This window comes from Brevundimonas sp. FV1ye28 (assembly GCF_058681135.1).
In genome coordinates this window covers 3,198,929-3,222,368 of record NZ_CM178731.1, presented here as the reverse complement: position 1 = coordinate 3,222,368, position 23,440 = coordinate 3,198,929, and the positions used below count along the sequence as shown (strand labels likewise).

At 67.0% G+C, this 23,440-nt stretch carries 27 protein-coding genes; 20 read left to right on the top strand and 7 right to left on the bottom strand.

The window, feature by feature from the left end:
* Positions 1 to 17 precede the first annotated feature (17 nt).
* The 3 genes from ACW171_RS15890 to ACW171_RS15880 are packed head-to-tail and all read right to left on the bottom strand — an operon-like array spanning position 18 to position 2,376.
* Positions 18 to 647 (bottom strand): DUF6468 domain-containing protein, encoded by a 630-nt coding sequence (locus tag ACW171_RS15890; RefSeq protein WP_492094683.1) that lies wholly within the window; start codon positions 645 to 647, stop codon positions 18 to 20.
* 1 nt (position 648) lies between these two features.
* The gene (fliM, locus tag ACW171_RS15885; RefSeq protein ID WP_492094681.1) at positions 649 to 1,710 is read right to left on the bottom strand and encodes a flagellar motor switch protein FliM; all 1,062 of its coding nucleotides are present in this window, start codon (positions 1,708 to 1,710) and stop codon (positions 649 to 651) included.
* Positions 1,711 to 2,376 carry a flagellar basal body-associated FliL family protein gene (locus ACW171_RS15880; protein WP_492094679.1) on the bottom strand — a complete coding sequence of 222 codons (666 nt, stop codon included), beginning with the start codon at positions 2,374 to 2,376 and terminating at the stop codon, positions 1,711 to 1,713.
* A 179-nt stretch (positions 2,377 to 2,555) separates the two neighbouring features.
* On the opposite strand from ACW171_RS15880, the gene flgF reads away from it, so the two are divergent.
* The 20 genes from flgF to rpoH all read left to right on the top strand — a co-directional run bounded on the left by flgF (position 2,556) and on the right by rpoH (position 18,946).
* Positions 2,556 to 3,293 (top strand): flagellar basal-body rod protein FlgF, encoded by a 738-nt coding sequence (flgF, locus tag ACW171_RS15875; protein ID WP_492094677.1) that lies wholly within the window; start codon positions 2,556 to 2,558, stop codon positions 3,291 to 3,293.
* A gap of 11 nt (positions 3,294 to 3,304) precedes the next feature.
* A complete protein-coding gene (gene flgG, locus ACW171_RS15870; protein ID WP_492094675.1) occupies positions 3,305 to 4,093 on the top strand; it encodes a flagellar basal-body rod protein FlgG in 789 nt (262 codons plus the stop codon).
* On the top strand, positions 4,093 to 4,863 hold the full coding sequence (gene flgA / locus ACW171_RS15865; protein WP_492094673.1) for a flagellar basal body P-ring formation chaperone FlgA: 771 nt from the start codon (positions 4,093 to 4,095) through the stop codon (positions 4,861 to 4,863). The genes flgG and flgA overlap by 1 nt, the downstream gene beginning before the upstream one ends.
* Positions 4,864 to 4,866: 3 nt before the next feature.
* The gene (gene flgH, locus ACW171_RS15860) at positions 4,867 to 5,601 is read left to right on the top strand and encodes a flagellar basal body L-ring protein FlgH (protein WP_492094671.1); all 735 of its coding nucleotides are present in this window, start codon (positions 4,867 to 4,869) and stop codon (positions 5,599 to 5,601) included.
* Between the two features lie 332 nt (positions 5,602 to 5,933).
* The gene (locus ACW171_RS15855; RefSeq protein ID WP_492094669.1) at positions 5,934 to 6,404 is read left to right on the top strand and encodes a hypothetical protein; all 471 of its coding nucleotides are present in this window, start codon (positions 5,934 to 5,936) and stop codon (positions 6,402 to 6,404) included.
* 26 nt (positions 6,405 to 6,430) lie between these two features.
* Positions 6,431 to 6,853 (top strand): hypothetical protein, encoded by a 423-nt coding sequence (locus tag ACW171_RS15850; protein ID WP_492094667.1) that lies wholly within the window; start codon positions 6,431 to 6,433, stop codon positions 6,851 to 6,853.
* A 14-nt stretch (positions 6,854 to 6,867) separates the two neighbouring features.
* Positions 6,868 to 7,368 carry a hypothetical protein gene (locus tag ACW171_RS15845; protein ID WP_492094665.1) on the top strand — a complete coding sequence of 167 codons (501 nt, stop codon included), beginning with the start codon at positions 6,868 to 6,870 and terminating at the stop codon, positions 7,366 to 7,368.
* 223 nt (positions 7,369 to 7,591) lie between these two features.
* On the top strand, positions 7,592 to 9,055 hold the full coding sequence (locus ACW171_RS15840) for an oligosaccharide flippase family protein (RefSeq protein WP_492094663.1): 1,464 nt from the start codon (positions 7,592 to 7,594) through the stop codon (positions 9,053 to 9,055).
* Positions 9,056 to 9,058: 3 nt separating this feature from the next.
* Complete coding sequence (locus ACW171_RS15835; RefSeq protein WP_492094661.1) at positions 9,059 to 10,021, top strand: glycosyltransferase family 2 protein; 963 nt, start codon at positions 9,059 to 9,061, stop codon at positions 10,019 to 10,021.
* Positions 10,018 to 11,139, top strand: a complete 1,122-nt coding sequence (locus tag ACW171_RS15830; RefSeq protein ID WP_492094659.1) for a glycosyltransferase family 4 protein — start codon at positions 10,018 to 10,020, stop codon at positions 11,137 to 11,139. Before ACW171_RS15835 ends, ACW171_RS15830 begins: the two co-directional genes overlap by 4 nt.
* A gap of 111 nt (positions 11,140 to 11,250) precedes the next feature.
* Positions 11,251 to 12,258 (top strand): type I glyceraldehyde-3-phosphate dehydrogenase, encoded by a 1,008-nt coding sequence (gene gap, locus ACW171_RS15825; RefSeq protein WP_492094657.1) that lies wholly within the window; start codon positions 11,251 to 11,253, stop codon positions 12,256 to 12,258.
* Positions 12,259 to 12,795, top strand: coding sequence for a hypothetical protein (locus tag ACW171_RS15820; protein WP_492094655.1), 537 nt, complete (start codon positions 12,259 to 12,261; stop codon positions 12,793 to 12,795).
* A complete protein-coding gene (locus ACW171_RS15815) occupies positions 12,792 to 13,988 on the top strand; it encodes a phosphoglycerate kinase (protein ID WP_492094653.1) in 1,197 nt (398 codons plus the stop codon). Before ACW171_RS15820 ends, ACW171_RS15815 begins: the two co-directional genes overlap by 4 nt.
* Positions 13,985 to 14,221: a hypothetical protein gene (locus ACW171_RS15810; RefSeq protein WP_492094651.1), complete on the top strand. Its 237-nt coding sequence runs from the start codon at positions 13,985 to 13,987 to the stop codon at positions 14,219 to 14,221. The genes ACW171_RS15815 and ACW171_RS15810 overlap by 4 nt, the downstream gene beginning before the upstream one ends.
* Before the next feature lies 1 nt (position 14,222).
* Positions 14,223 to 14,369, top strand: a complete 147-nt coding sequence (locus ACW171_RS15805) for a hypothetical protein (RefSeq protein ID WP_492094649.1) — start codon at positions 14,223 to 14,225, stop codon at positions 14,367 to 14,369.
* Between the two features lie 83 nt (positions 14,370 to 14,452).
* Positions 14,453 to 15,538, top strand: coding sequence for a class II fructose-bisphosphate aldolase (gene fba, locus ACW171_RS15800; protein WP_492094647.1), 1,086 nt, complete (start codon positions 14,453 to 14,455; stop codon positions 15,536 to 15,538).
* Between the two features lie 62 nt (positions 15,539 to 15,600).
* Entirely contained in the window at positions 15,601 to 16,545 is a 945-nt protein-coding gene (locus ACW171_RS15795) for an RluA family pseudouridine synthase (protein WP_492094645.1), read from the top strand.
* 10 nt (positions 16,546 to 16,555) lie between these two features.
* The gene (locus ACW171_RS15790; protein ID WP_492094643.1) at positions 16,556 to 16,861 is read left to right on the top strand and encodes a GNAT family N-acetyltransferase; all 306 of its coding nucleotides are present in this window, start codon (positions 16,556 to 16,558) and stop codon (positions 16,859 to 16,861) included.
* Positions 16,862 to 16,940: 79 nt separating this feature from the next.
* Positions 16,941 to 17,864: a ThuA domain-containing protein gene (locus ACW171_RS15785; protein ID WP_492094641.1), complete on the top strand. Its 924-nt coding sequence runs from the start codon at positions 16,941 to 16,943 to the stop codon at positions 17,862 to 17,864.
* A gap of 194 nt (positions 17,865 to 18,058) precedes the next feature.
* Positions 18,059 to 18,946: an RNA polymerase sigma factor RpoH gene (rpoH, locus tag ACW171_RS15780; RefSeq protein WP_492094639.1), complete on the top strand. Its 888-nt coding sequence runs from the start codon at positions 18,059 to 18,061 to the stop codon at positions 18,944 to 18,946.
* A 73-nt stretch (positions 18,947 to 19,019) separates the two neighbouring features.
* Here the strand turns inward: rpoH and ACW171_RS15775 are convergent, their stop codons facing one another.
* The 4 genes from ACW171_RS15775 to ACW171_RS15760 all read right to left on the bottom strand — a co-directional run bounded on the left by ACW171_RS15775 (position 19,020) and on the right by ACW171_RS15760 (position 23,353).
* A complete protein-coding gene (locus ACW171_RS15775; protein WP_492094638.1) occupies positions 19,020 to 19,829 on the bottom strand; it encodes a response regulator in 810 nt (269 codons plus the stop codon).
* Positions 19,830 to 19,904: 75 nt separating this feature from the next.
* Positions 19,905 to 21,200 carry an adenylosuccinate synthase gene (locus tag ACW171_RS15770; protein WP_492094636.1) on the bottom strand — a complete coding sequence of 432 codons (1,296 nt, stop codon included), beginning with the start codon at positions 21,198 to 21,200 and terminating at the stop codon, positions 19,905 to 19,907.
* A gap of 72 nt (positions 21,201 to 21,272) precedes the next feature.
* Complete coding sequence (locus tag ACW171_RS15765) at positions 21,273 to 22,436, bottom strand: phosphoserine transaminase (RefSeq protein WP_492094634.1); 1,164 nt, start codon at positions 22,434 to 22,436, stop codon at positions 21,273 to 21,275.
* Positions 22,436 to 23,353, bottom strand: a complete 918-nt coding sequence (locus ACW171_RS15760; protein ID WP_492094633.1) for a DnaJ C-terminal domain-containing protein — start codon at positions 23,351 to 23,353, stop codon at positions 22,436 to 22,438. The genes ACW171_RS15765 and ACW171_RS15760 overlap by 1 nt, the downstream gene beginning before the upstream one ends.
* Positions 23,354 to 23,440: the final 87 nt, after the last annotated feature.

Below are 23,440 nucleotides of genomic sequence, written 5' to 3'. Positions count from 1 at the left end.
AGGAATCCAGGAGAGATTTAAGCAGCGAACAGGTCGTCGTCGGTGGCGAGGTTTACGCGAGCACGGTTGAGAGATTGCTTCGCGGCTTGGTTAGCGGTCAGGGCATGCAGGATGGCCTGGACGTTGCCGGCGCCGGCTGCGGCGGGCGCCGGGGCAGCCATGCCCTGGATACGCTCGGCCAGGGCGGCCATGCGGAAGGCGCGGTCGTCGGGGTCGGTCGGCGTGCGCGTCAAGAGCCCCTCCGTCTCGGGGCGAGAGCCCCGAGCCACCTCCCCACCGCTGCGCGGCAGGGAGGAGACCGGTTGGCGCGTATCCTCCCCGTGCGAAGCATGGGGAGGTGGCTCGGAGCGAAGCGGAGAGACGGAGGGGTTCTTGCCCGCGCGCGCCATCAGCTGCTCCAGGTCCGTCTTCAACGTCCGCGCCTTGAGGATGCGGTCGTGCAGCAGGTCGGCTTCCTCGCCCGAGGCGCGGAGAGAGCCGAGCGCGTTCTCGGCGCGGGAGCAGGCGGCGTTGAGTTCGGTGACGGCGCCGGCGAAGGCCAGCTGGCCGGCGCGCAACTGGGTCAGTTTTTTCTCAAGGCGGACGCCGTAGCCGAGGGCGGCCACGAGCAGCAGCATCAATACGGCGTCCAGGATCATCCCGGTCATATCAGCGCCTTCCCTTGGTCAGGCTGTTGGCGGTCTCGACGCTGATCGGCGCCTCGACCCGGACGGCGATATGCTGGCCCTTGCGGCCCATCTTGCCGGTCGTGACCGGGATGGTGCCGCAGCGGATGGAGACGTCCGAATCCGGCGTCGCGTTCAGCATGAAGGTGTCGCCGACCTTGAAGTTCAGCGCCTGGGACAGCGGCACCTGCTGCTCGTCGAGGACGGCGCGGACCTCGGTGTCGGTGGTCCAGAGCTCGGTGGCCAGGTGGCCTTCCCAGATGTTGTCGCGGCCGAACTTCTCGCCCATGAACTGCTGCAGCAGCATCTTCCGGATGGGTTCGAGCGTGGCGTAGGGCAGCAGCAGCTCGACCCGTCCGCCGCGGTCTTCCATGTCGATGCGCAGCTTGACCAGGATCGCGGCGTTGGCAGGGCGCGCGATGGCCGCGAAGCGCGGGTTGGTCTCCAGACGGTCCAGGTTGAAGTGGACCGGCGTCAGGGGCTCGAACGCCGCCTGGGCGTCGGCGAGGATGACCTCGACCATCCGCTGGACCAGGACCCGCTCGATCGTGGTGTAGGGCCGGCCTTCGATGCGCAGGGCCGCCGTGCCGCGACGGCCGCCGAGCAGCACGTCGACGATCGAATAGATCAGGTTGGAATCGACCGTCAGCAGGCCGTAGTTGTCCAGCTCCTCGGCGCGGAAGACCGCGAGGATGGCGGGGAGCGGGATGGAGTTCAGGTAGTCGCCGAACCGGATCGAGGAGATGTTGTCGAGCGAGACCTCGACGTTGTCCGAGGTGAAGTTCCGCAGGGACGTCGTCATCAACCGCACCAGGCGGTCGAAGACGATCTCCAGCATCGGCAGACGCTCGTAGGAGACGAGCGCGGAGTTGATGATGGCGCGGATGCCGGTCCGTTCGGAGCCGTCGTCGTCGCCGAGATCGAAGCCGAGGAGGTTGTCGATCTCGTCCTGGTTCAGGACGCGTTCGGACGCGGCCGCAGCCCCTCGATCTTCACCGAAGGCGTCGGCGGAGGCGAAGGGGTCGAGCTCGTCCGTATCCGCCATCTACTGGATCAGCATTTCTTCGATCAGGACGGCGTCCACCTTGGCCGGGGCGGCGACCAGGTTCACGCGGCGCAGGATCTCGGCGCGCAGCTGATAACTGCCGGCCGAACCGGCCAGGTCCTCGGGGCGCAGCTCGCGCAGGAAGCCTTGGAACATGTCCTGAAGGCGCGGCATCTGGCCCTGGAGCGAATAGGCCAGGTCGGCGTCGTGCATCTCGAGGGTCAGAGCCAGTTTCATCACCGTCGGGCGACCGTCTGGCGACTGGATGTTCACCACCATGTCCGGGAGGGTGAAGAAGGTGACGCCGTCGGGGCCTTCGCTGATCTTGCCGAGCGCCGGATCGGCCTCGCCCTCAGGCGCGGCGCCGTGACCGCCGCCCTCCTTCTTCTCGCCGTGGCCGCCCGCTTCCGCCTTCTCCTCGCCGTGACCGCCCTTTTCGGCTTCGGCGCCGTGCTCGCCTTCGGCGGCGGCGGGCTTGGGCTGGAGCATGAAGAAGGCGCCCGCGCCACCGCCGCCCAGGACCAGGAGGGCGACGGGCGCGATGATGAACAGGAGCGGCAGCTTCTTCTTGGGCGCTTCGCCCTCGACCTCGGCGCCGTGCGCGACGGCGAGATCGGTCGCGCCGTCGTCGGGCTGCTTACCCTTCTTCTTGCCGAGCTTGATCATGCGGTCGCCCCGAAAATCCTAGCGACCCGGATGCGCCCGGTTTGGTTAACGCGAGGTGTAGGTCCGGCAAGTTTTGCCGGGCTGTCAGGGGCTAAATAGTCACCAAACCCTGTCGGGACGGGCGTTAACCCTGTTGGCACGGTCGTTGCGTGGAAGGCTGGCGAAGGAGCCTGCACCCCGTGGAAAACGCCGCCTACATCGGACTGTCCCGCCAGATGACGCTGCGTCGCGAACTCGACATCGCGGCCAACAACATCGCCAATGCGGACACCACCGGCTTCAAGGTCGAGCAGTTGCTGCTGGGGACCGAGGTCGGCAATCGGGCGCGCAACGATTCCATCCGGCCCGGCGCGAGCTTCGTGCTCGACCGGGGCGTGGGCCGGGACTTCTCGCAAGGCTCATTGCAGCAGACCGGGCGGGACCTGGACTTCGCCATCGAGGGCGAGGGCGTCTTCTTCAAGGTCCAGGACGGCCCGACCGAGGCCTATACGCGTGACGGCGCCTTCACCATCAGCCCCGAGGGCGAGCTGGTGACCAAGAGCGGCCTGCCGGTGCTGGGCGACGGCGGTCCGATCGTCATCGACCCGGCGCAAGGGCCGATCACTGTCGCCGACGACGGCAACATCAGCCAGAACGGCATCGCCATCGGACAGCTGGGCCTGGCCCGGTTCGACACCCTGTCGGTTCTGTCCAAGGACGGCGACGGCCTCTATCGCAACGCGTCCAACGCGGTGCCCATCGACGCCGCCGGCGCCCAGGTGCGCCAGGGCATGCTCGAGGGATCGAACGTCAATCCCCTCGTCGAAATCACCCAGTTGATCGAGATCAGCCGCGCCTACGAACGCGCGACCAAGATGATCGAGAACGTCACCGAACTGTCCCGTCGCTCGGTCGAGCGGCTGGGCCGGTCGAGCTAAGGAAGACCTGAATGCGCGCTCTTCGCACCGCCGCCTCCGGCATGGCCGCACAGCAGCTGAACGTGGAGGTCATCTCCAACAACATCGCGAACATGAACACCGTCGGCTACAAGCGCCAGCGGGCCGAGTTCCAGGACCTGATCTACCAGAACGTCGAACGGATGGGCGCGCAGTCGTCCAGCCAGGGCACTGTCGTCCCGACCGGCATCCAGGTCGGTCTCGGCGTCAAGGCGGGTAGCGTCTATCGCATCACCGACCAGGGCACGCCGACCCAGACGGGCAGCGACTATGACGTCGCCATCGACGGCCAGGGCTATTTCCAGATCACCCTGCCCTCGGGCGAGATCGGCTACACCCGCGCCGGCAACTTCTCCCTGTCGGGCGAAGGCCAGCTCGTGACCGAGGACGGCTATGCGGTCGAGCCGGCCATCTCGATCCCGCAGGACGCGGTCGATGTGATCATCTCCAAGACCGGCCAGGTGCAGGTCATCTCGGCGGGTTCGCCGGAAGCCGCGACCGTGGGGCAGCTGGAGCTGGCGACCTTCTTCAATGAGGCCGGTCTGGAAGCCATCGGCGACAACCTGCTGCTGGAGACGGCGGCCTCGGGTCCGGCGACCACCGGCACGCCGGGCGAGGTCGGCTTCGGCCAGTTGCTGCAGGGCTATACCGAGGCGTCGAACGTCGACGCCGTCACCGAGATCAGCTCGCTGATCATCGCTCAGCGCGCCTATGAGATGAACTCCAAGGTCATCACCACGGCCGACGAGATGATGAGCGTCTCGGCGCAGGTGAAGGGCTGATGACCCGGTTACTGACACTGGTCGCCGCGCTGGCGCTGGTCGCCTCCCCTGCCCTCGCCGGCCCGGTGACCCTGAAGGTCAATCCGGTCGATGCGGACGGCGTCGTGACCCTGGGCGACATCTTCGACGGAGCCGGATCGGCCTCCGGCGTCGTAGTCGCCAATCGCGCCGGGCCGTCGGTCGTGTTCGAGGCCGGGCAGCTTCAGGCCATCGCCTCGCGGGCGGGCCTGCAATGGGCCAATCCTCAGGGCCTGCGCCGGGTCGTGGTGCGTAACGCCGCCATGGCGCCGGGCGCAGTCGCCCCGGCCGTCGCAGGCGTCGCCGCCCCGGTCGCCACGCGCGGCGCGACGGCCGAGGTCCTGACCTATGCCCGCAACCTGGCCGCCGGCGACGTCGTCCAGCCGGAGGACGTGATCTGGTCCACGGTCCAGGCCCATCTCGCACAGGGTGGTTCGCCGTCCGATCCGGACGTGGTCGTAGGCCTGAGCGCCCGCCGGGCCCTGCGTGCCGGGGCTGTCGTCGGCGCACGCGACCTGGTTTCGCCACGCGTCATCGCCCGCAACGACATGGTCGAGGTCGCCTTCATCGCCGGGGGCGTCAGCCTGACCGTCACCGGACGCGCCACGCGCGACGCCGCCGTCGGCGAGCCGGTGCCGGTCCTGAATACCACGTCCGGCCGGACCATCGACGCCATCGCCTCGGGTCCCGGTCAGGCCCGCGCCGGCGCCGGATCCCGCGCCCAAGCCTCCACCCAGTTCGCCGCCCGCTAGGGAATGCCCGTCATGCGTAAGTCCGTCCTCGTCCTGTCCTTCGCCGCCCTGTCTCTCGGCGCCTGCTCCACCGTCGTCGAGACGGTGCAGGGGCCGCAGCTGGCCCCCATCGGCTATCCGGCCCAGCTGGTGCCGGTCAGCCAGACCTACCAGGCCGCGCCCCAGCCGCGCTCGGCCAGCGCCAACTCCCTGTGGCGCACCGGCGCGCGCGCCTTCTTCGGCGACCAGCGGGCGCGCAACATCGGCGACATCCTGACCGTCAGCATCAATATCGACGATCAGGCCCAGACGCAGAACACCACCAACCGCAGCCGCTCGAACGACATCACCGGCGGGGTCAGCAACTTCTTCGGGCTGGAGAACAGCCTGGGTCGCGCCTTCCCCGGCGGGTTCGACCCGCAGAACCTGGTGGGCGTTCAGGGCCAGTCCAACGCCAATGGCACGGGCTCGGTCAACCGGTCCGAGCGGGTCAACCTGACCATCGCAGCCGTGGTCACCGACATCCTGTCGAACGGCAACCTGGTGATCCAGGGTCGGCAAGAAGTGCGCACCAACCGCGAGGTTCGCGAACTGACCGTCGCCGGCATCGTGCGCCCGGAAGATATTTCCTCGGCCAACACCATCGCCCACACCCAGATCGCCGAAGCGCGCATCAGCTACGGCGGGCGCGGCGACATCAGCCGCGTGCAGGCGACCCCGGCGGCGCAAAGCCTAGTGGAACGATTCAGTCCATTTTAGTGGGCTATCGCTCGCGACACGGTCGCTCGCTGCTTGAGCCTGGTTTCTAGTGGGCTATCGCGCGCGACGCGGTCGCTCGCTGCTTGAGCCTGGTTTCTAGTGGGCTATCGCGCGCGACGCGGTCGCTCGCTGCTTGAGCCTGGATTCTAGTGGGCTATCGCGCGCGACGCGGTCGCTCGCTGCTTGAGCCTGGATTCTCGTGGGCTATCGCTCGCTGCTCTAGCCTCCGAAACACCGTGCCCTGAACATCACGGGTTCGTCAGGGCGGAAGCTTTGCCGTGAACCGTTAACGGATGCCCGCGTTTGCCCAGTCAGACGCAAGGTATTCCGTAATGTTCAAAGTTCTGATCCCCGCCGTCGCCGCTCTCGGTCTGGTCGCCTTCGCAGCGCAATCTCGCGACGTTGCGCCCGAGGTCGAGTCCGCAGGCGTGATGGCCACGCCGGTCATGAGCTGGAGCGTGCATCACGAGGGCGCCCTGGCCAAGCTGGCCTATGGGGTCGCCAACTCAGACCAGCTGGCCTTGATGGTCACCTGCCTGCCGGGAGATGCCACGGCCGCCGTCTATGGCGACGTCCAGATCGAGGGCGCGCGGATGACGCAGACGAGCTTTGTGGTCGATCCCCTGTCGAGCGATGCCGAGGAAACCCGGATCCCCGTTCGCGACCCGGCCCTGGCCGGTCTGGCCAGCGAGGGGCGAATGACGGTCGTCGGCGACGCCGGTCGCTTCCAAATCGCCGCTACCCGGGAAGAACGTCGCCTGGTGAGCGATTTTCTGGCCTATTGTTCGCCGGGCCGAGCATAGAGCGCTGCGGTCGGGGGGCCTGAACCATGACATTTCTGGTGACGCTGGCGGTCTTGGCCACGCTGACGGGCTCGCCCCCACAGTCCAGCTGGACGTGGACCCTCTATGAAGACCGGCCTCTGGTTCTGGCCAACGAGATCCCCGACACGCCACAACTGAAAGCCATCCTGGAATGCGATCCGGGTTCCGGCGTGGCTCGGCTCGACCTGTTCGGACAGACCAGAGCCGGCGTAGCCACGATCGCATCGGGGACGGCCACCGCGACCGGCCAGAGCGAGGCTGCGGCCGATCATCAGTCCGTGGCGTTGCGCACCGACCACCCCGTATTCGGTCAGTTCCTGATCAGCGGCGAGCTCGACGTGGCCGTCGCGGGCGCTCACCAGACTGTCGCGGTTCAGCCAGCGCACCTTGCCAAGCTGCGCCGCTTCGCAGAGCTTTGCAGCGGTTGAACTGCGGAGGTTCCATGCGGATTCTTTGGCTGCCTGTGCTGGGCCTGGCCGCTTTGACGAGCGCGTGCGCGAGTGTGGAAACGCCGACACCCGTGGCGAACGCCGCGACCGCGTCGGCGCCCGCCCCGACCGCAGGGTATGACTGGCACTATACGCCCGCCGATGGATCGGCCCGTCTGGCCTATGGGGTGGAAGCCAGCGACGACCTGAAGCTGGGGTTCGATTGCACGGCAGGATCGGGCAAGGTCGATCTGACGGCCTTGGGCCGGTCCGGCGAACGCCAAATTCACCTGGAATCCGGCGGTGACACCGAGCGATTCCGGGCAGAAGGCGAACCGTCGCAACTCCACGACGGCGACCTGCTGACCGCCACCGCCGGGACGGGTGAGCCGGTCCTGCAGCGTTTCCGCCGCCTGGGCTGGATCGCGCAGTGGGTCGATGGGCGCCGCGAAGTCTATGCGCCCCATCCGGGGTCCGAGAGCAGCGTCGAACGCTTCTTCGCCCTCTGCGGCTGACGCTCGTGGCTTGATAGGTCGCGCCAGCGACTGAGGGACGACGTGACAGTCGGCAACCCAAGGGCTTGGGCCACGGCCGCTCCACATGTTAAGCGTGCATCCGGGACAGGTCGGATGGGTGGACGGTGGCGGCTCACGATGTGACGGCGGGGCGGAAAGGTCAGGCCGGGGCCATGTCCGCCGAAGGTCCGAAGGGCGCGTGGCCTGGGTGCGGACCGCGCCGGTGCTGAGTTCCACGGCGTCGGCGGGTCTTTGGTCCGGCCTGCTCCAATGGTCCCGGTACGGGATCAACGCCCTGATCTTCGTGCTGCTGACCCGCTGGCTGACGCTGGCGGAAATCGGCCTGGTTGCCGCGGCGCAGGCGAGCTTCGTCTTCGTGCAGACCCTGCAGTCCGCCGTCATTCCCGACCTGATGGTGCAGGGGCGAGATGACCCCGACGATCATCGATCGACCCTGTTGCTGGCGTCCGTCGGCGTGGGGAGCCTGGTCTCCGTCATCGTCATCGCCGCCGTCCTGGTCGTGCCCGGCATCGGCTTGGACACGGCCGTGGGCCGATACCTGATCGCGTTTTCACCGCTGCCCGTCATCGGCGGGGTGGGAAACGTCTACGAGGGCCTGCTGCGACGACGCCTGGAGATGCGGTCTCTGGCGCTGCGGACCCTGTGCGCGACGGCGCTCGCGGGCGCCACCGCCATCGGACTGGCCGCAAGCGAGTTCGGCGGGTGGGCGATGGTGTGGCTGTCGCTCGTGAGCGGGGTGTCATCGACCGTCCTTGCCGTCATCGCCTCGCGCTGGTTGCCGACCCTGTGTTGGGATCGCGACTATCTGAGATCGATCCGTCCGCAAGCGGTGGCGCTGGTGATGGGTCACCTTCTGAGTGCGGCGATCGTTCCGCTGTTGAGCATCATCGTCAGCGTCCGGCTCGGCGCGACTGCGGCCGGCATGATGCAGGTGGCGTTTAGGGTCCTCGGCCTGATCGACGCCGTCGTCGTGGGCCCTCTGCGGTATCTGACCGTGCCGCTGTTTGCGCGGGCCGCCCATCAGGGGCGTGATGTCGGCGAGGTGGTGCTGGTGGCCGCGAGCGTCGGCGCGCTTCTGCTGTTTCCCGCCTACGCCGGGGTGATCGTGACGGCGCCGACACTGATGCCCTTGCTGTTCGGGCCGACGACGGGTCCGGCCGTGGTGACGTCGGTGCAGTGGCTTCTGCCCTTCGGAATTCTGTCCCTGGCGACCTGGACCGTCAACAATGCGCTCGTCGCCACGGGGCGCGCCATGACGGTCGCTCGACGGAACTACGCCTTCTATCCCCTCGTCGTGGTTCCTGGCGTGGTCGCCGCCTTCCATTCGCTTTCGGCGACCCTGCTGATCCATGCCGTCTGGGGCGGAGTCGTCGGTGCGCTTCTGGCCGCTGCGGCGGCGCAGCGTCATCTGGGCCTGCCGCCCGGACGCTTGGTCTCTCCTCTGGTGCGCCCCCTGGTCTGCACCGTGGTGATGAGTGTCGCCCTCTGGTGGGTAGGCGAAACGACTCCCGTCAGGGGTGCCTCCTTGTCTGTGCTTCAGGCCGGAGTGGGACTCGCGGTCTATGGCTCGCTCGTTAGTCTTGTGGCCCGCGAGCAAGTCGGGAGGCTTGTGGACCTCGTGCGTCGTCGCGGTCCGATCCCCGTATCGCCCTTGCCGGTCGCCTGAAGGATGGAACCGACATTGCGGGTGTCCGTCGTCATGACCTGCTTCAACGAGGGACGGTGGATCGGGGCAGCGGTGCAAAGCGTGCTGGATCAGACGCGCAGGGACCTGATCGAGGACATCGTCATCGCCGACGACGGGTCGGACGACGAGACCCTGGCGGCGCTCCGCGAAATCGAGGGGTGGGACTGGCGGATCCGGGTGATCTACGGACCGGGCGGCGCGGGGCTTTCGGCGCAGCGCAACCTGGCCATCGGCGAGACGTCGGCACCCTTGATCGCGATCCTGGACGGCGACGACCTGTGGGCCCCGGACAAGCTGGAGCGCCAGACGCCGGTCTTCGCCGATGACCGTGTGGGCCTTTGCTACGCCGACTTCTCGCATTTCGCGGGCGAGGATCTGGCGACGGCGAGGCGCGCAGGGGTGAAGGACATCACGGCGGCGTCCGATCTGACCCGGGCCTATTTCCTGAATGACCCGCCTATCATTCCCTCGACGGTGGTGATCCGACGCACGGCGCTGGAGGCCACCGGAGGATTCGATGCGACGGTGCGGGTGTTCGAGGACACCGACCTGTTCATCCGCCTGTCGCGCGTCTGCCGGTTCGCGCTGGCGGACGCGCCTCTGTTGCTGAAGCGGTATCGGACGTCGAGCATCACGGGGGGACGGAGGGATCTGATGGCCCATCATGCGCTGGTGGCCTTTCGCGCGGCGGCGGAGGAGCCGCGCCTGTTGCCGCTTGTGCCGCGCAGGCTGGCAGAGCGGGCGAGGAAGCTCGGCAACCAGCATTTCCTGATGGACGATCTGAAGAGGTCGGCCGGCTTTTATGGCCTGGCGGTGCGGCTTCGGCTGATCAGCCCCTTGGCGTGGGCGGGTGTGCTGCTGACGGGTCCACTGGGTGGGCCGCTCCGAAGGGTCCTGCGCGATCGACTTCGCAAGCGGCGCGCGGCACTGGGCCTGTCGAGATGACGGCGTCGGGCGTCATCGTGCTGACCTGCGAGTACGAGCCCTTCCCCGGCGGGATCGGGACCTATGCGACGCGGCTGGTCGCGGAGGTGCGCGCGGCGGGTCATCAGGCGCTGGTCGTGGCGCCGGCCTATCCGGAGATGGGCGAGGCCGCCGACGCCGAGGCGTTGCGGCTGTTCGGGCACCACCGGATTTCACCGTTCGCCTTTCCCGGACTGGTGAGCGCACTGAGCGGTGCGCCGCGCGACTGGCCGGTTCTGGCCGCCGACATCCGCTCGGTCATCGCGATGTCGGTGCTGAAGCCTGTGCATGGGCGGGCCTATATGGCGATGATCCACGGCAGCGAGGTGAGCAAGCTGGCCGGCCGCTCACCGGCCAGTCTGATCGCGCGCCGGGCCTATCGCGGGGCCGAGGCGATCTGCGCCAACTCGCGGTCCACCCTGACGGATTTCGAGGCCGCATTGTCGGACGCCCCGAGCGGACGCGTGACCTGGCTGGGCGTCGAGACGGACTGGTTCGAGCCGGCGGCTGGACCGTTCGAGAGCCAGATGCTCGCGGCGATCGCCCCGGACGCCACGGTGGTGTGCGCCGTGGGCCGGCTTGAGCCCCGCAAGGGCCACGCCGACGTGATCCGCGCGCTGGCGGGCCGGACGGACACGGTGTTCGTGGCGGCGGGGCGGGCGGAGAGCGATGCCTATGTGGGCGAACTGCACGATCTCGCCCGTGCAGCGGACGTCGGCCTGGTCCTGCCGGGCGCGGTGTCGCGGAGCGACCTGAAGCGGCTCTACGCGCGTTCCGCCTGTCATGTCCTCGCGGCAAAGGACCTGCCGGGGCGCAAGGAAGGGTTCGGTCTGGTCCTGCTGGAGGCGGCGGCGCAAGGCTGTCCCTCGGTCGCAACGCGGGTCGGGGGCGTGCCCGAGGTGATGGGGGACACCGGCATACTGACGCCTCAGGGAGATGTGTCGGCCTTGGCCTCGGCGATCCGCACCTATGTCGAGGATCCGGGGCGGCGACGGGCCGATGGCGAGGCGGCGCGGGAGCGGGCCGGACGCTTCACCTGGCGGGCCTGCGCCATGGCGACCTTCCCGACGCTGGACTGGGACGCGAGGGGGCAAGCGTAACAGTCGATGGTCGAGTGTGAAGACACTGGGGCGTGTTCGAGGTTGAAACCGAACGTGACCGGCCCCATTGAAGCGGCCAACGAACATTCGCACCCTGAGGAGACCCTGCCCATGACCGTTCGCGTCGCCATTAACGGCTTCGGCCGCATCGGCCGCCTCGTTCTCCGTTCGATCGTCGAGCATGGCCGTCGCGACATCGAAGTCGTGGCGATCAACGACCTGGGTCCGGTGGCCACCAACGCCCACCTGCTGAAGTATGACTCGGTCCACGGCCGCTTCCCCGGCACGATCGAGCACGGCGACGACTGGATCGACGTGGGCATGGGCAAGATCAAGGTCACGGCCGAACGCGACCCGGCCAACCTGCCGCACGCCGTCCTGAACGTGGACATCGCGTTCGAGTGCACCGGCATCTTCACCGCAAAAGACAAGGCCGAGGCCCATCTGAAGGCGGGCGCCAAGCGCGTCCTGATCTCGGCGCCCGGCGACAACGCCGACAAGACCATCGTCTACAAGGTCAACCACGAGAGCCTGACCGCCGACGACATCATCGTCTCGAACGGATCGTGCACCACCAACGCCTTGGCCCCCGTGGCCAAGGTGCTGAACGACCTGTTCGGCATCGAGCGCGGCTACATGACCACCATCCACTCCTACACCGGCGACCAGCCGACGCTGGATACGATGCACAAGGACCTGTACCGGGGCCGCGCCGCCGCCCTGTCGATGATCCCGACCTCGACCGGTGCCGCCAAGGCCCTGGGCCTGGTCCTGCCGGAACTGAAGGGCAAGTTGGACGGATCGTCGATCCGCGTCCCGACCCCGAACGTCTCGGTCGTCGACCTGAAAGTCGTCGCCGGTCGCGAGGTCACGGTGGAAGAGATCAACGCCGCGCTTCAGGCCGCCGCCGACGGTCCGATGAAGGGCGTCCTGTTCACGACGGACGAGGCGCTGGTCTCGAGCGACCTGAACCACATCGCCGCCTCCTCGACCGCCGCCCTGCCCCAGACCCAGGTCGTCGACGGCAAGCTGGCCCGCGTCCTGACCTGGTACGACAACGAATGGGGCTTCGCGACGCGCATGGCCGACACCGCGATGGTGATGGCGAAGTTCCTGTAGATGTCGGATCCCGCGCCTGTCGGGATTCCCTATGCGGCCACGCCTGACCAACCGGTTAGCGCGTGGTCTGCAGACATATACGCCGCCATCGAGCCTTGGGCTGACAAGCATCAAGGCAAGTGGATGTGGTGGGAGCCGGGATATCTGGTTCTAACCGTAGATCAACTCGACGGCCGTGAAATCGAGCCCGTGATCCTACACACTTGGGACGAAGAACTGACTGTCGAGCTTCGTTTGTGGGACACCCATTTTCCGGACTGGACCTTGCCGCCGACCAATGATCCAGCCGAGATCGCGTCGCAAGGAATCGCCGTAGCCGACGACTGGTTGGCCGGTCGCTTTGCCCTCGCGGTCTATTTTTCTGGCGACCGGTGGTGTGGGTCAAAAACGATAGAGATCAACGAAGACCAAACCGAAGTGCTTACAGATCTCAAGTCTATCAAGACCTTTGATCCGGCTCGCGTCGAGCTTCGATGGGCGGATAAGAGCCGCCTAACACATTTCACCATCTCCAATGGACAACTGATCCCACAATGACCTTCCGCACCCTCGAAGATGCCGGCTCGCTGGTGGGCAAGACCGCCCTGGTCCGCGTGGACTTCAATGTTCCGATGGAGAGCGGCCGGATCACCGACGACACGCGCCTGCGGGTCGCCCTGCCGACGATCAAAAAGCTGCGCGAGGCCGGGGCCAAGGTGGCGCTGCTGGCTCACTTCGACCGGCCGAAGGGCCAGGTCGTGCCGTCGATGAGCCTGAAGCCGCTGGTCCAGCCGCTGTCGGAACTGCTGGGCGCCCCTGTGCGGTTCTCCGAAGACTGCGTCGGCGGCCCGGCGCTCGACGCCATTCGCGATCTGGACGCCGGCGGCGTGGTCCTGCTGGAAAACGTCCGCTTCCACGCGGCCGAGGAAGCCAATGACGCCGAGTTCGCGACCAGCCTGGCAGAACTGGCGGACCTCTACGTCAACGACGCCTTCTCCGCCGCCCACCGGGCGCACGCCTCGACCGAGGGGGTGGCGCATCACCGGCCCGCCCATGCCGGCGAATCCATGCGGCGCGAGCTGGAGGCGCTGGATGCGGCGCTGGGCAATCCGAAGAAACCGGTGATCGGCATCGTCGGCGGGGCCAAGGTCTCGACCAAGCTCGATCTGCTGAAGAACCTGGTCGGCAAGCTGGACCGCCTCGCCATCGGCGGCGGCATGGCCAACACCTTCCTGTTCGCCCAAGGCGTGGACATCGGCGGCTCACTGGCCGAACGTGACATGGCCGAGACCGCGCTGGATATCATCGCCGAAGCCAAGGCGCGGGGCTGCGAACTCCTGCTGCCCGTCGACTTCGTCGTGGCGACCGAGGTCAAGCCGGGCGCGGCGAGCCGGGCCGTGACGGCGGGCGAAGCGCTGGCCGCCGACGACAAGATCCTGGACGCCGGTCCGGCGACGGTCGCCCGTCTGGTCGAGGCGATCACGCAGTCCAAGACCCTGATCTGGAACGGGCCGCTGGGCGTGTTCGAGGTCCCGCCCTTCGACACCGCCACGGTCGCGGTCGCGCATCATGCGGCGGCCCTGGCCAAGGCCGGGACCCTGATCGCGGTCGGCGGGGGCGGCGACACGGTCTCGGCGCTGAACCATGCGGGCGTCGTGGACGACATGACCTTCGTGTCGACCGCAGGCGGCGCCTTCCTGGAGTGGATGGAGGGCAAGGCCCTGCCTGGGGTCGAGGCGCTGAAAGCGTGAGCCACGGCTTCGATCCGAGGCCGATCAGCAAGGCGGCGAAGAACGAGCGACGCAAGCTCATGGCTGCGACCGTGAACACCATTGGGCTGACGGTGTTCGGCCTTGGGGTGGTAACGCCCCTCATCACGGTCGATCAAGGCGACGGATCCATCCTGACTTTCGGCCTGCTGACTGCTATATTGGTCGCATTCCACAGTGTCGCGAGGCGCATTTTGAAGGGCCTGGAGGACTGACATGTCGCTTGAATGGACCCTCACCGTGGCTGGCGGTTCGACCCTGCTCGTCGCTATTCTCTACGCGATGCACATGTTGGACGAACGCAAGTGGGCCCGGGACGCCGAGCGACGCGCCGAATGGGAACGGACACACCCGGCCGAATAGCGCCGCCCCCGGCTGTTACACGGCGTGACTTGAGGCCGTCCCACCGCTAAACGGGGAAAAACACGACCTCAGGAGCCTTTCCCATGGCGCGCATCACGCTGCGACAGCTTCTCGACCACGCGGCCGAGAACGACTACGGCCTGCCGGCCTACAATATCAACAACATGGAACAGGGCCTGGCGATCATGGAGGCGGCGGAAGCCGTCAACGCGCCGGTCATCATCCAGGCCTCGCGCGGCGCCCGCTCCTATGCCAACGACATCGTCCTGGCCAAGTTGATCGACGCCTTGGCCGAGCTCTATCCGCACATCCCGGTCTGCATGCACCAGGACCACGGCAACGGCCCGGCGACCTGCGCCACGGCGATCCAGTACGGCTTCACATCGGTGATGATGGACGGCTCCCTCATGGATGACGCCAAGACGCCCGCCGACTACGAATACAATGTCGACGTCACCCGCCGCGTCACGGAGATGGCCCACGCTTGCGGCGTCTCGGTCGAGGGCGAACTGGGCGTGCTGGGGTCGCTCGAGACCGGCATGGGCGAGGCCGAGGACGGCCATGGCTTCGAGGGCGTGCTGGATCACTCCCAACTGCTGACCGATCCGGACCAGGCCGTCGACTTCGTCAGCCGCACCAAGGTCGACGCGCTCGCCATCGCCATGGGCACTTCGCACGGTGCCTACAAGTTCACGCGCAAGCCCGACGGCGACGTCCTGGCCATGAATGTGATCGAGGAGATCCACCGCCGCCTGCCGGACACCCACCTGGTCATGCACGGCTCGTCGAGCGTGCCGCAGGATCTGCAGGACATCATCAACCAGTACGGCGGCCAGATGCCCCAGACCTGGGGCGTGCCGGTCGAGGAGATCCAGCGCGGCATCAAGCACGGCGTGCGCAAGGTCAATATCGACACCGACAACCGCATGGCCATGACCGGCGCGGTCCGCAAGTTGCTGGCCGAGAAGCCGGGCGAGTTCGATCCGCGTGCCTGGCTGAAGCCGGCCAAGGAGGCGATGAAGAAGCTCTGCATGGAGCGCTATCAGCAGTTCGGTTGCGAGGGTCAGGCCTCGTCGATCCGCCCGATGTCCACCGCCCAGATGGCCAAGCGCTACGCCAAGGGCGATCTGGACCCGGTCTACGGTCGCGAATTGAAGGCCGCGTCCTGAGCGACTTCAACGACGAAGCCGATCCGGACGACTCGTCCGGCGGCGAGGTTCTGACCGTCCAGGTGACGATCGCCGGCCAGCGCCTGGACAAGGCGCTGGCCGATGTCGTTCCAGACCTGTCGCGAGCGCGGATCCAGGCGCTGATCGCCGAGGGGGCAGTCAGCCGGGACGGGGTGGTGCTGACCAACGGCTCGTCGAAGGCGGTGGCCGGGACCTATGCGATCGCGGTTCCACCGGTGGCATCGGCGACGCCCCTGCCCCAGGCCATTCCGCTGACCGTCCTGTTCGAGGATGCGGACCTGATCGTCATCGACAAGCCGTTCGGCATGGCGGCCCACCCGGCGCCGGGCACGCCGGACGGGACCCTGGTCAACGCCCTGCTGCATCACTGCGGAGACAGTCTGTCGGGGATCGGCGGAGTGGCCCGGCCCGGCATCGTCCATCGGCTGGACAAGGATACCTCTGGCGTCATGGTCGCGGCCAAGTCCGATCGGGCGCATGCGGGCCTGTCGAAGCTTTTCGCCGCCCACGACATCGAGCGCACCTACATCGCCCTGACGCGCGGCGCGCCCTCGCCGGAACGCGGCCGGATCGAAACCCAGATCGGCCGCTCGTCGTCGGATCGGAAGAAGATGGCGGTGCTGAAGGCCGGGGGGCGCAAAGCCATCACCGACTATGTCGTCCAGGCCCGCTACGCCGTGCCCGCCAAGGCCGGCGCCGCGCCCCTGGCCGCGCGCGTCGCCTGCACCCTGCACACAGGGCGGACGCACCAGATCCGCGTGCACATGGCTTCGAAGGGATCGCCAATCCTCGGCGACTCCGTTTACGGCTCCGGCAGCCCGGCCGCACCCGTGAAGGCCGCCATCGCGGAGGCAGGTCTGACGCGGCAGGCGCTGCACGCTGCGGTACTGGGCTTCGTCCACCCGGTGACCGGCGAGGCGTTGCGGTTCGAAACGGCGCTCCCACCTGATATGCTGGCGCTCGAGACCCTGCTTGCCGCCCTCTGAGAGGCCCGCCATGATCGACGCCGAAATCCGCGATAACACCGAGATGCACCGCTACGAATTGCCGATAGGCGATCAGGTGGCTGTCGTGACCTACAACCTGTCCGAACCCAACCTGATGATCACCGAAACGCTGGTGCCCGAGGCGCTGGAGGGTCAGGGCATCGCCAGCCGGCTGGCCAAGCACGTCATCGCCGACGCCAAGGCGCGCGGCCTATTGATCCTGCCGGTCTGCCCTTTCTTTTCTGCCTATCTGCAGAAGCACCCCGAACATGCCGAGAGCGTCCACCCCCGCTATCGCGACATCCTCGGGCTCTAAACCGGTGCGGTTGTTCGCGGGCCTGTTGGCCCTTGTCGCCTTGAGCGCGACCTTTCCTGCCTTCGCCCAGGAGCGACCGGTGCGCGTCCTCTACCTCAGCCAGTCCGTCGGCTTCGTGCACGAAACGACGCGCCGTCCGGCCGACGGCCTCGCCCCTTCGGAGCGGGCGCTCCAGACCATGGCCGACGACAGCGGCACTTTCACCGTCGAGCTGACGCAGGATGCACGCGACATCACGGCCGACCGCCTGTCCGACCTCGATGTCCTGATCTTTTACACGACCGGCACCCTGCCTATCGATCACGACGCGTGGACCGCGATTGTTGCCTGGATCGAGAGTGGGCGAGGCGGCTTCATCGGCGTGCACAGCGCGACCGACACATCCCTCGCCTTCGATGGGGGAGAGGCGGCCTATGTCGATTTCATCGGCGGCAAGTTCGACGGCCATCCGTGGACCGCAGGCACGCCGATCCGGCTGGCCAATCTGGAACCGACACATCCACTGGCCACCCTGTGGCCCGATGGGACTGATTACGCCGAGGAGATTTATCAGTACTCTGGCTTCCAGCCCGAGCGCGTGCGGGTCCTGCAGACCCTGGACATGCGCGCCGGCCCTCTGCGACGGCCTTACCCGGTTCCGGTGACCTGGGTTCGTCAGATCGGCCAAGGCCGCCTTTTCTACACCAACCTCGGCCATACGCCCTCGACGTGGGACGACCACCGGTTCCGCAGCCAGATTCTCGCGGCCATCCGCTGGACCGGGCGCCGGACCGAAGCGCCGGCGGCCCCCAATCTCTGGGTTCAGGACCAGGCCGCGATCGACGCCTTTACGGCCAGCGAAGGGGCCCCACCCGCCCGGGAGCACGACCACGCCGCCCAGGCAATACGGGCGCTTCAGCCCCTCTATTTGGAGGAAGGTCCGTGCGCCGAAGCCAACCGGGCGCACGCCATTTCGGTCATCGCGGCACCTGCTCCGAGAAGAGTCCAGGTGCGTATTGATTAAGGACTGACTATCCGCTACAACCCTTCTCATCGGCGCGAGTGGCGCCTGGGTCACGGTCACGCTGTTGTGTGACGATCCGCCTCTGACAAAGACGGCAACCCGTAGCTACTTGTCCGGTTGAGGGGTGAGGAGACGGCGCACATTCGGTGGCCGCCTGCGTCGAGCCTGCTCTTATCTAGGTTCGGAGGGACCAAATGGCTGCACTGAAATCACTCGCGGTGATGTCGCCTGAACAGGGACTGTCGCGATATCTGACGGAAATCCGCAAGTTTCCGATGCTGACCAAGGACGAGGAGTTCATGCTCGCCAAACGGTGGACCGAGCACCAGGACTCCGAGAGCGCGCACCGCCTCGTGACGTCCCACCTTCGCCTCGTGGCCAAGATCGCCATGGGTTATCGCGGCTACGGCCTGCCGATCGGCGAGGTGATCTCGGAAGGCAACGTCGGCCTGATGCAGGCCGTGAAGAAATTCGATCCGGACAAGGGCTTCCGCCTGGCGACCTACGCCATGTGGTGGATCCGCGCCTCGATCCAGGAATACATCCTGCGCAGCTGGTCGCTCGTGAAGATGGGCACCACGGCGGCGCAGAAGAAGCTGTTCTTCAACCTGCGCAAGGCCAAGAGCCAGATCTCGGCCTTCGAGGAAGGCGACCTGCATCCCGAGCATCTCTCCGCCATCGCCACCAAGCTGGGCGTGTCTGAGGAAGAGGTCACCAACATGAACCGCCGTCTCGGCGGCGACTCTTCGCTGAACGCTCCGATCCGTTCGGACGGCGAGAGCGAATGGCAGGACTGGCTGGCGGACGATACCGCGGTGTCTCAGGAAACGGCTCTGGCCGAATCCGAGGAAAAATCGCTGCGCATGGGTCTGCTGGAAGAAGCCATGGGCGAGCTGACGGATCGCGAGAAGCACATCCTGACCGAGCGTCGCCTGAAGGACGATCCGGTCACATTGGAGGAGCTCGCCGGCCAGTACGGCGTCTCTCGCGAGCGGGTTCGTCAGATCGAGGTCCGCGCCTTCGAGAAGCTGCAGAAGGCCATGCGGGCCGCTGCGGAAGAGCGGAACCTCGTCGACGCGTAACCCGCCCAACGGCTCAAACGATGAACGGGCGCACGAGATCCTCGTGCGCCCGTTTGCTATTCGATCAGAAGGATCAGCCGGCCCGGGCCAGTTCCGTTCCCGGCTCGGCAAGCGCCAAGATCGCGCCGATCGGCCCGGCAAGCCCGGCCTTGGTCGGAGCACCGGCGGCCAGACAGCCTTCCAGCCCCGCTGCGGCGATGGCCAGTCGCGTGTCGGATGTCTTCATCGCCAACGCCTTCAACGTTTCCGCCTGCTGTTTGACCGCGCGCGCGGCCTGCATCGGATCGCTGTCGAACTGGGCCAGTGAGGCGGCAAGGATGCGCAGGGCCTGATCCTTGACCGCAAGAGCGGCAGCCGCGGCCGTCGCCGGCTTATCGGCCTTGCGCTTCTGCGGCCCGGCGTATTCGCCCGAGTTGAACCGGCGCCGGTCCGGACCGACGTAGCCGACGGCCTCGATCCAGTCGCGCGGCTTCAGCGCCACGTTCTCGACGCGCCGGAACAGATCGGCCGAAGTGAAGGGCTTTCTCAGAAACTCGTGAATGCCGGAATCACGCGCGCCCTTGATGGAGGTCGCGGTCGCATCGGCGGTCATCATGATGATGGGTGCGCGGCGGCAGGCCAAGTTCGAGCGGCGAATACTCTTGGCCAGACGTTCGCCGTCCAGCCGCGGGCCGTTGCGCTCGGTGAAGATCAGGCCCGGCTCCATCTCGCGCGCATGGTCCAGCACACGGCTTTCGTCGGACTCGGTCACGACCTCGCGCGCGCCCAGGCTCTTCATGATGTCCAGCAACAGGCGCGCCGACGCAGTGTTCGGGTCGGCGATCAGCACGCGCCGCACGACCGGCTCTATGCGGTTCAGGGTCTTGGCGTCGGCTGCGAACACTAAGCAACTCCGGAGAGGATCAGCCTTATGGCTAACCCCTACCGGTTAAGGTCGCGTTGAACGCAAACGGATTTCTCAGCCCTGGAAAGGATCGCGCATAAGGATGGTGTCGTCCCGTTCGGGGCTGGTCGACAACAGGGCCACCGGCGCGCCGATCAGTTCCTCGATCCGCCGCACGTATTTGATCGCGTTGGCGTTGATGTCCTTGAAGCTGCGCGACCCGGCCGTGCTCTCGTTCCAGCCCGGCAGTTCCTCGAACACCGGCTCGGCCGCGGCCTGGTCCTTCAGGCTTGACGGCAGATAGTCCAGCACTTCGCCATTGACGCGGTAGCCGACGCAGATCTTCAGCGTTTCCAGCCCGTCCAGAACGTCCAGCTTGGTCAGGGCGATGCCGTCGATGCCGTTGATCGCCACAGACTGACGCACCAGCACCGCGTCGAACCAGCCGCAGCGACGGGCCCGGCCGGTATTGACGCCGACCTCGCGACCAACCGTGGCCAGATGCTCTCCCACCGCGTCGTTGAGCTCGCAGGCGAACGGACCTTCGCCGACGCGCGTCGTATAGGCCTTCACGATCCCAAGCACATAGCCGACGCCGCGCGGACCCATCCCCGAACCCGCCGCCGCCTGACCGGCCACGGTGTTGGACGAGGTCACGTAAGGGTAGGTGCCGTGGTCCACATCGAGGAAAGCCCCCTGCGCGCCTTCGAACAGGATTCGCTTGCCCGCCTTCTGGGCCTGATCCAGCACGCGCCAGGCCGGCTTCACATAGGGGAGGATCTTCGGTGCGATCTCCAGCAACTGCGCCAGCAGCGCCTCCGGATCGATGGGCTCCAGCCCCAGACCCGCGCGCAGCGGGTCGTGATGCGAGCGCAGACGCTCGATCTTGACCTTCAGGTCGTCCTCGTTGGCCAGGTCGCAGACGCGAATCGCGCGCCGCCCGACCTTGTCTTCATAGGCCGGGCCGATGCCCCGCCCGGTCGTGCCGATCTTGGCGCCCGGCGCGCTCGCCGCCGCCTCACGCGCCACGTCCAGCGCCGGATGGATGGACAGGATCAGGCAGGCATTATCGGCGATGGTCAGGATATCGGGATTGATCGTCACGCCCTGGGCCTCGATCTTGGCGATCTCGCCGACCAGGTGCCAGGGATCGACGACGACGCCGTTGCCGATGATCGAGGGCTTGCCCTGCACGACGCCGCTGGGCAGCAACGCCAGCTTGTAGACCTTGCCGTCCACGACCAGCGTGTGGCCGGCGTTATGACCGCCCTGGAACCGCACGATGATATCGGCCCGGTTCGACAACCAGTCGACGATCTTGCCCTTGCCCTCGTCGCCCCACTGAGCTCCGACCACCGCTACGTTCGCCAAGGCACGTCTCCCGCTAATGCGGGCGCAGCCTATAGCGGGGGAATCGTCGGATGTCGTCCCGGTCGGGACGATTTAGGCAGGGAGGTCTTCAACGGCCGTCTCAAACGCCCAGTCCAGCCACGGCGCGCCGGCGACGATGTCGTCCGTCTCGACCGTGCTGCCGCACCATATGCGCAGGCCCGCCGGCGCATTCCGATGGCTTTCGACATCGAACGCCGCGCCTTCCGATTCCAGCAACGTCTTGATCCGCTTCACGAAGCCCTGCCGCCCGGCGTCGTCCAGCGCCGTCACGCGCGCATCGACGATCTTCAGACACACTGATGTCGTCGATCGGATCGAAACATCCTCGGCCAGATAGTCGATCCAGCTCGTCTGCCGCACCCAGGTGTCCAGGGCCGCTGCGTTCGCATTCGTCCGCCGGAACAGCTCGTCCAGCCCGCCTGCCCCCTTGGCCCACTCAAGCGCGTCGATCCAGTCTTCCAACGTCCACAGCGAGAAGGTGTTGATCATCGTACCCGTCGCCAGCGACCGGTCGAACCCCTTGGCATCCCTCAGACGCAGAACCTTAGGCACGGCGCGCGGCGGCTCATAGCTGTCCAGCCGTGCCACGGCGCGCGGCGACAGCGCCGCCACCCCGATGCCGGCCTCCCCGCCCAGGGCCTTCTGGAACGAGAAGGTCACCACATCCAGCTTGGAGAAATCCATCGGCATGGCGAAGGCCGCCGAGGTCGCGTCACAGATCACGAGCCCCTCGCGGTCGTCCGAAATCCAGTCCACGCCCGGTGTCTTCACGCCCGAGGTCGTGCCGTTCCATGGGAAGACCAGATCCTTCGCCGAATCGACCTTCGAGACGTCTGGGAACCGTCCCCAAGGCGCCTCAAGGATTTCCAGCGCTTCGAGTTTCAGGTGATCTTTCGCATCGACGGCCCATTGCTTGCCGAAGTTCTCGAAGGCCATGACCTGGACCGGCCGCTCGCCCAGCATGTTCCACAAGGCCGCTTCGACGGCGCCCGTATCCGAGCCTGGCAGATAAGCCAGCACCCAGTCCTCCGGAACCTGAAGGACCTCCTTCGTCAGCCGCAGACCGTAGGCGAACCGCTCGACGACCTCAGGCGCGCGAATACCTCGGCCCAGCAGATCATGCGGCAGGGCTTGAGACGTCCAGCCCGGCCGCTTGGCCGTCGGCCCCGCCGAGAACCAGGGCCGCGCCGGCTTCACATTCGGCTTGGAGATCATCAGCTCTTGCCCGGCTTGTAGGGACGGTTCGAGCGCCAGTCCTCGGCGACGCGCTGCAGGATCGGGTCGATCTTGTCGGGCAGGGTCACCATGAGCCGGACCTTCAGATCGCCCCGCCCGCCGCCGGCGAACGCGCCCTTGCCACGAAGCCGCATGATCTGGCCCGAGTTCGATCCGGCAGGGACGGTCACCGAAACCACACCGTCCGGCGTCGGGCACTCCACCTTGCCGCCCAGGATCGCATCGGGAACCGAGATCGGCAGATCCATGGTCAGGTCCGCGCCATCCACCTTGAAGACCGGATGGGGCGCGATCCGCAGCTCAATCAGGGCGTCGCCCGGCTCTGTCCGCCCGGCCGTTCCCTGCCCGCGCAGGCGGATGGTCTGACCGTTCGTCGCGCCCTTGGGGATTGCGACATCGAGCGTCCGTCCGTCCGAGAACTGTATGCGACGGGTCGCCCCGCCGATGGAGTCCTCCAGGCTGATCTCAAGCGTGGCGCGCACATCCTGGCCGCGTCCGAAGCCCGCCGCCCGACCGCGCCCGCCGCCCCCGAAACGGCCGAAAATTTCGTCCAGGTCGATATCCTCGAACGCGGCGCGCCCGCCCGGACCGCCGGGACCGCCCGCCCCAAAGCCTCCGAACCCGCCGGCGCCCGCGCCCTCCGGCTGTCCGCCGAAGCCGCGATACTGGGGCTGACCGTCGGCGTCGATCTGGCCGGCGTCGTATTTCGCCTTCTTGTCCGGATCGTTCAGCAGGTCGAATGCCGCAGAGACGCGTTTGAACCGCTCCTCGGTCGCTGTGTCGCCCCGGTTCTTGTCCGGGTGCAATTCCTTGGCGAGCTTGCGGAACGCGGCCTTGATGTCGGCGGCGCTCGCCCCTCTGGACACGCCCAATTCCTTGTAGGGATCACCCGCCACGCCGTCGCCGCTCCGTCGTATCCGGCGCACACAACGCGACCGGCCTGCGTCTCGTCAGTTAAGGCATGCGGTGTGCGGCGCAATGTT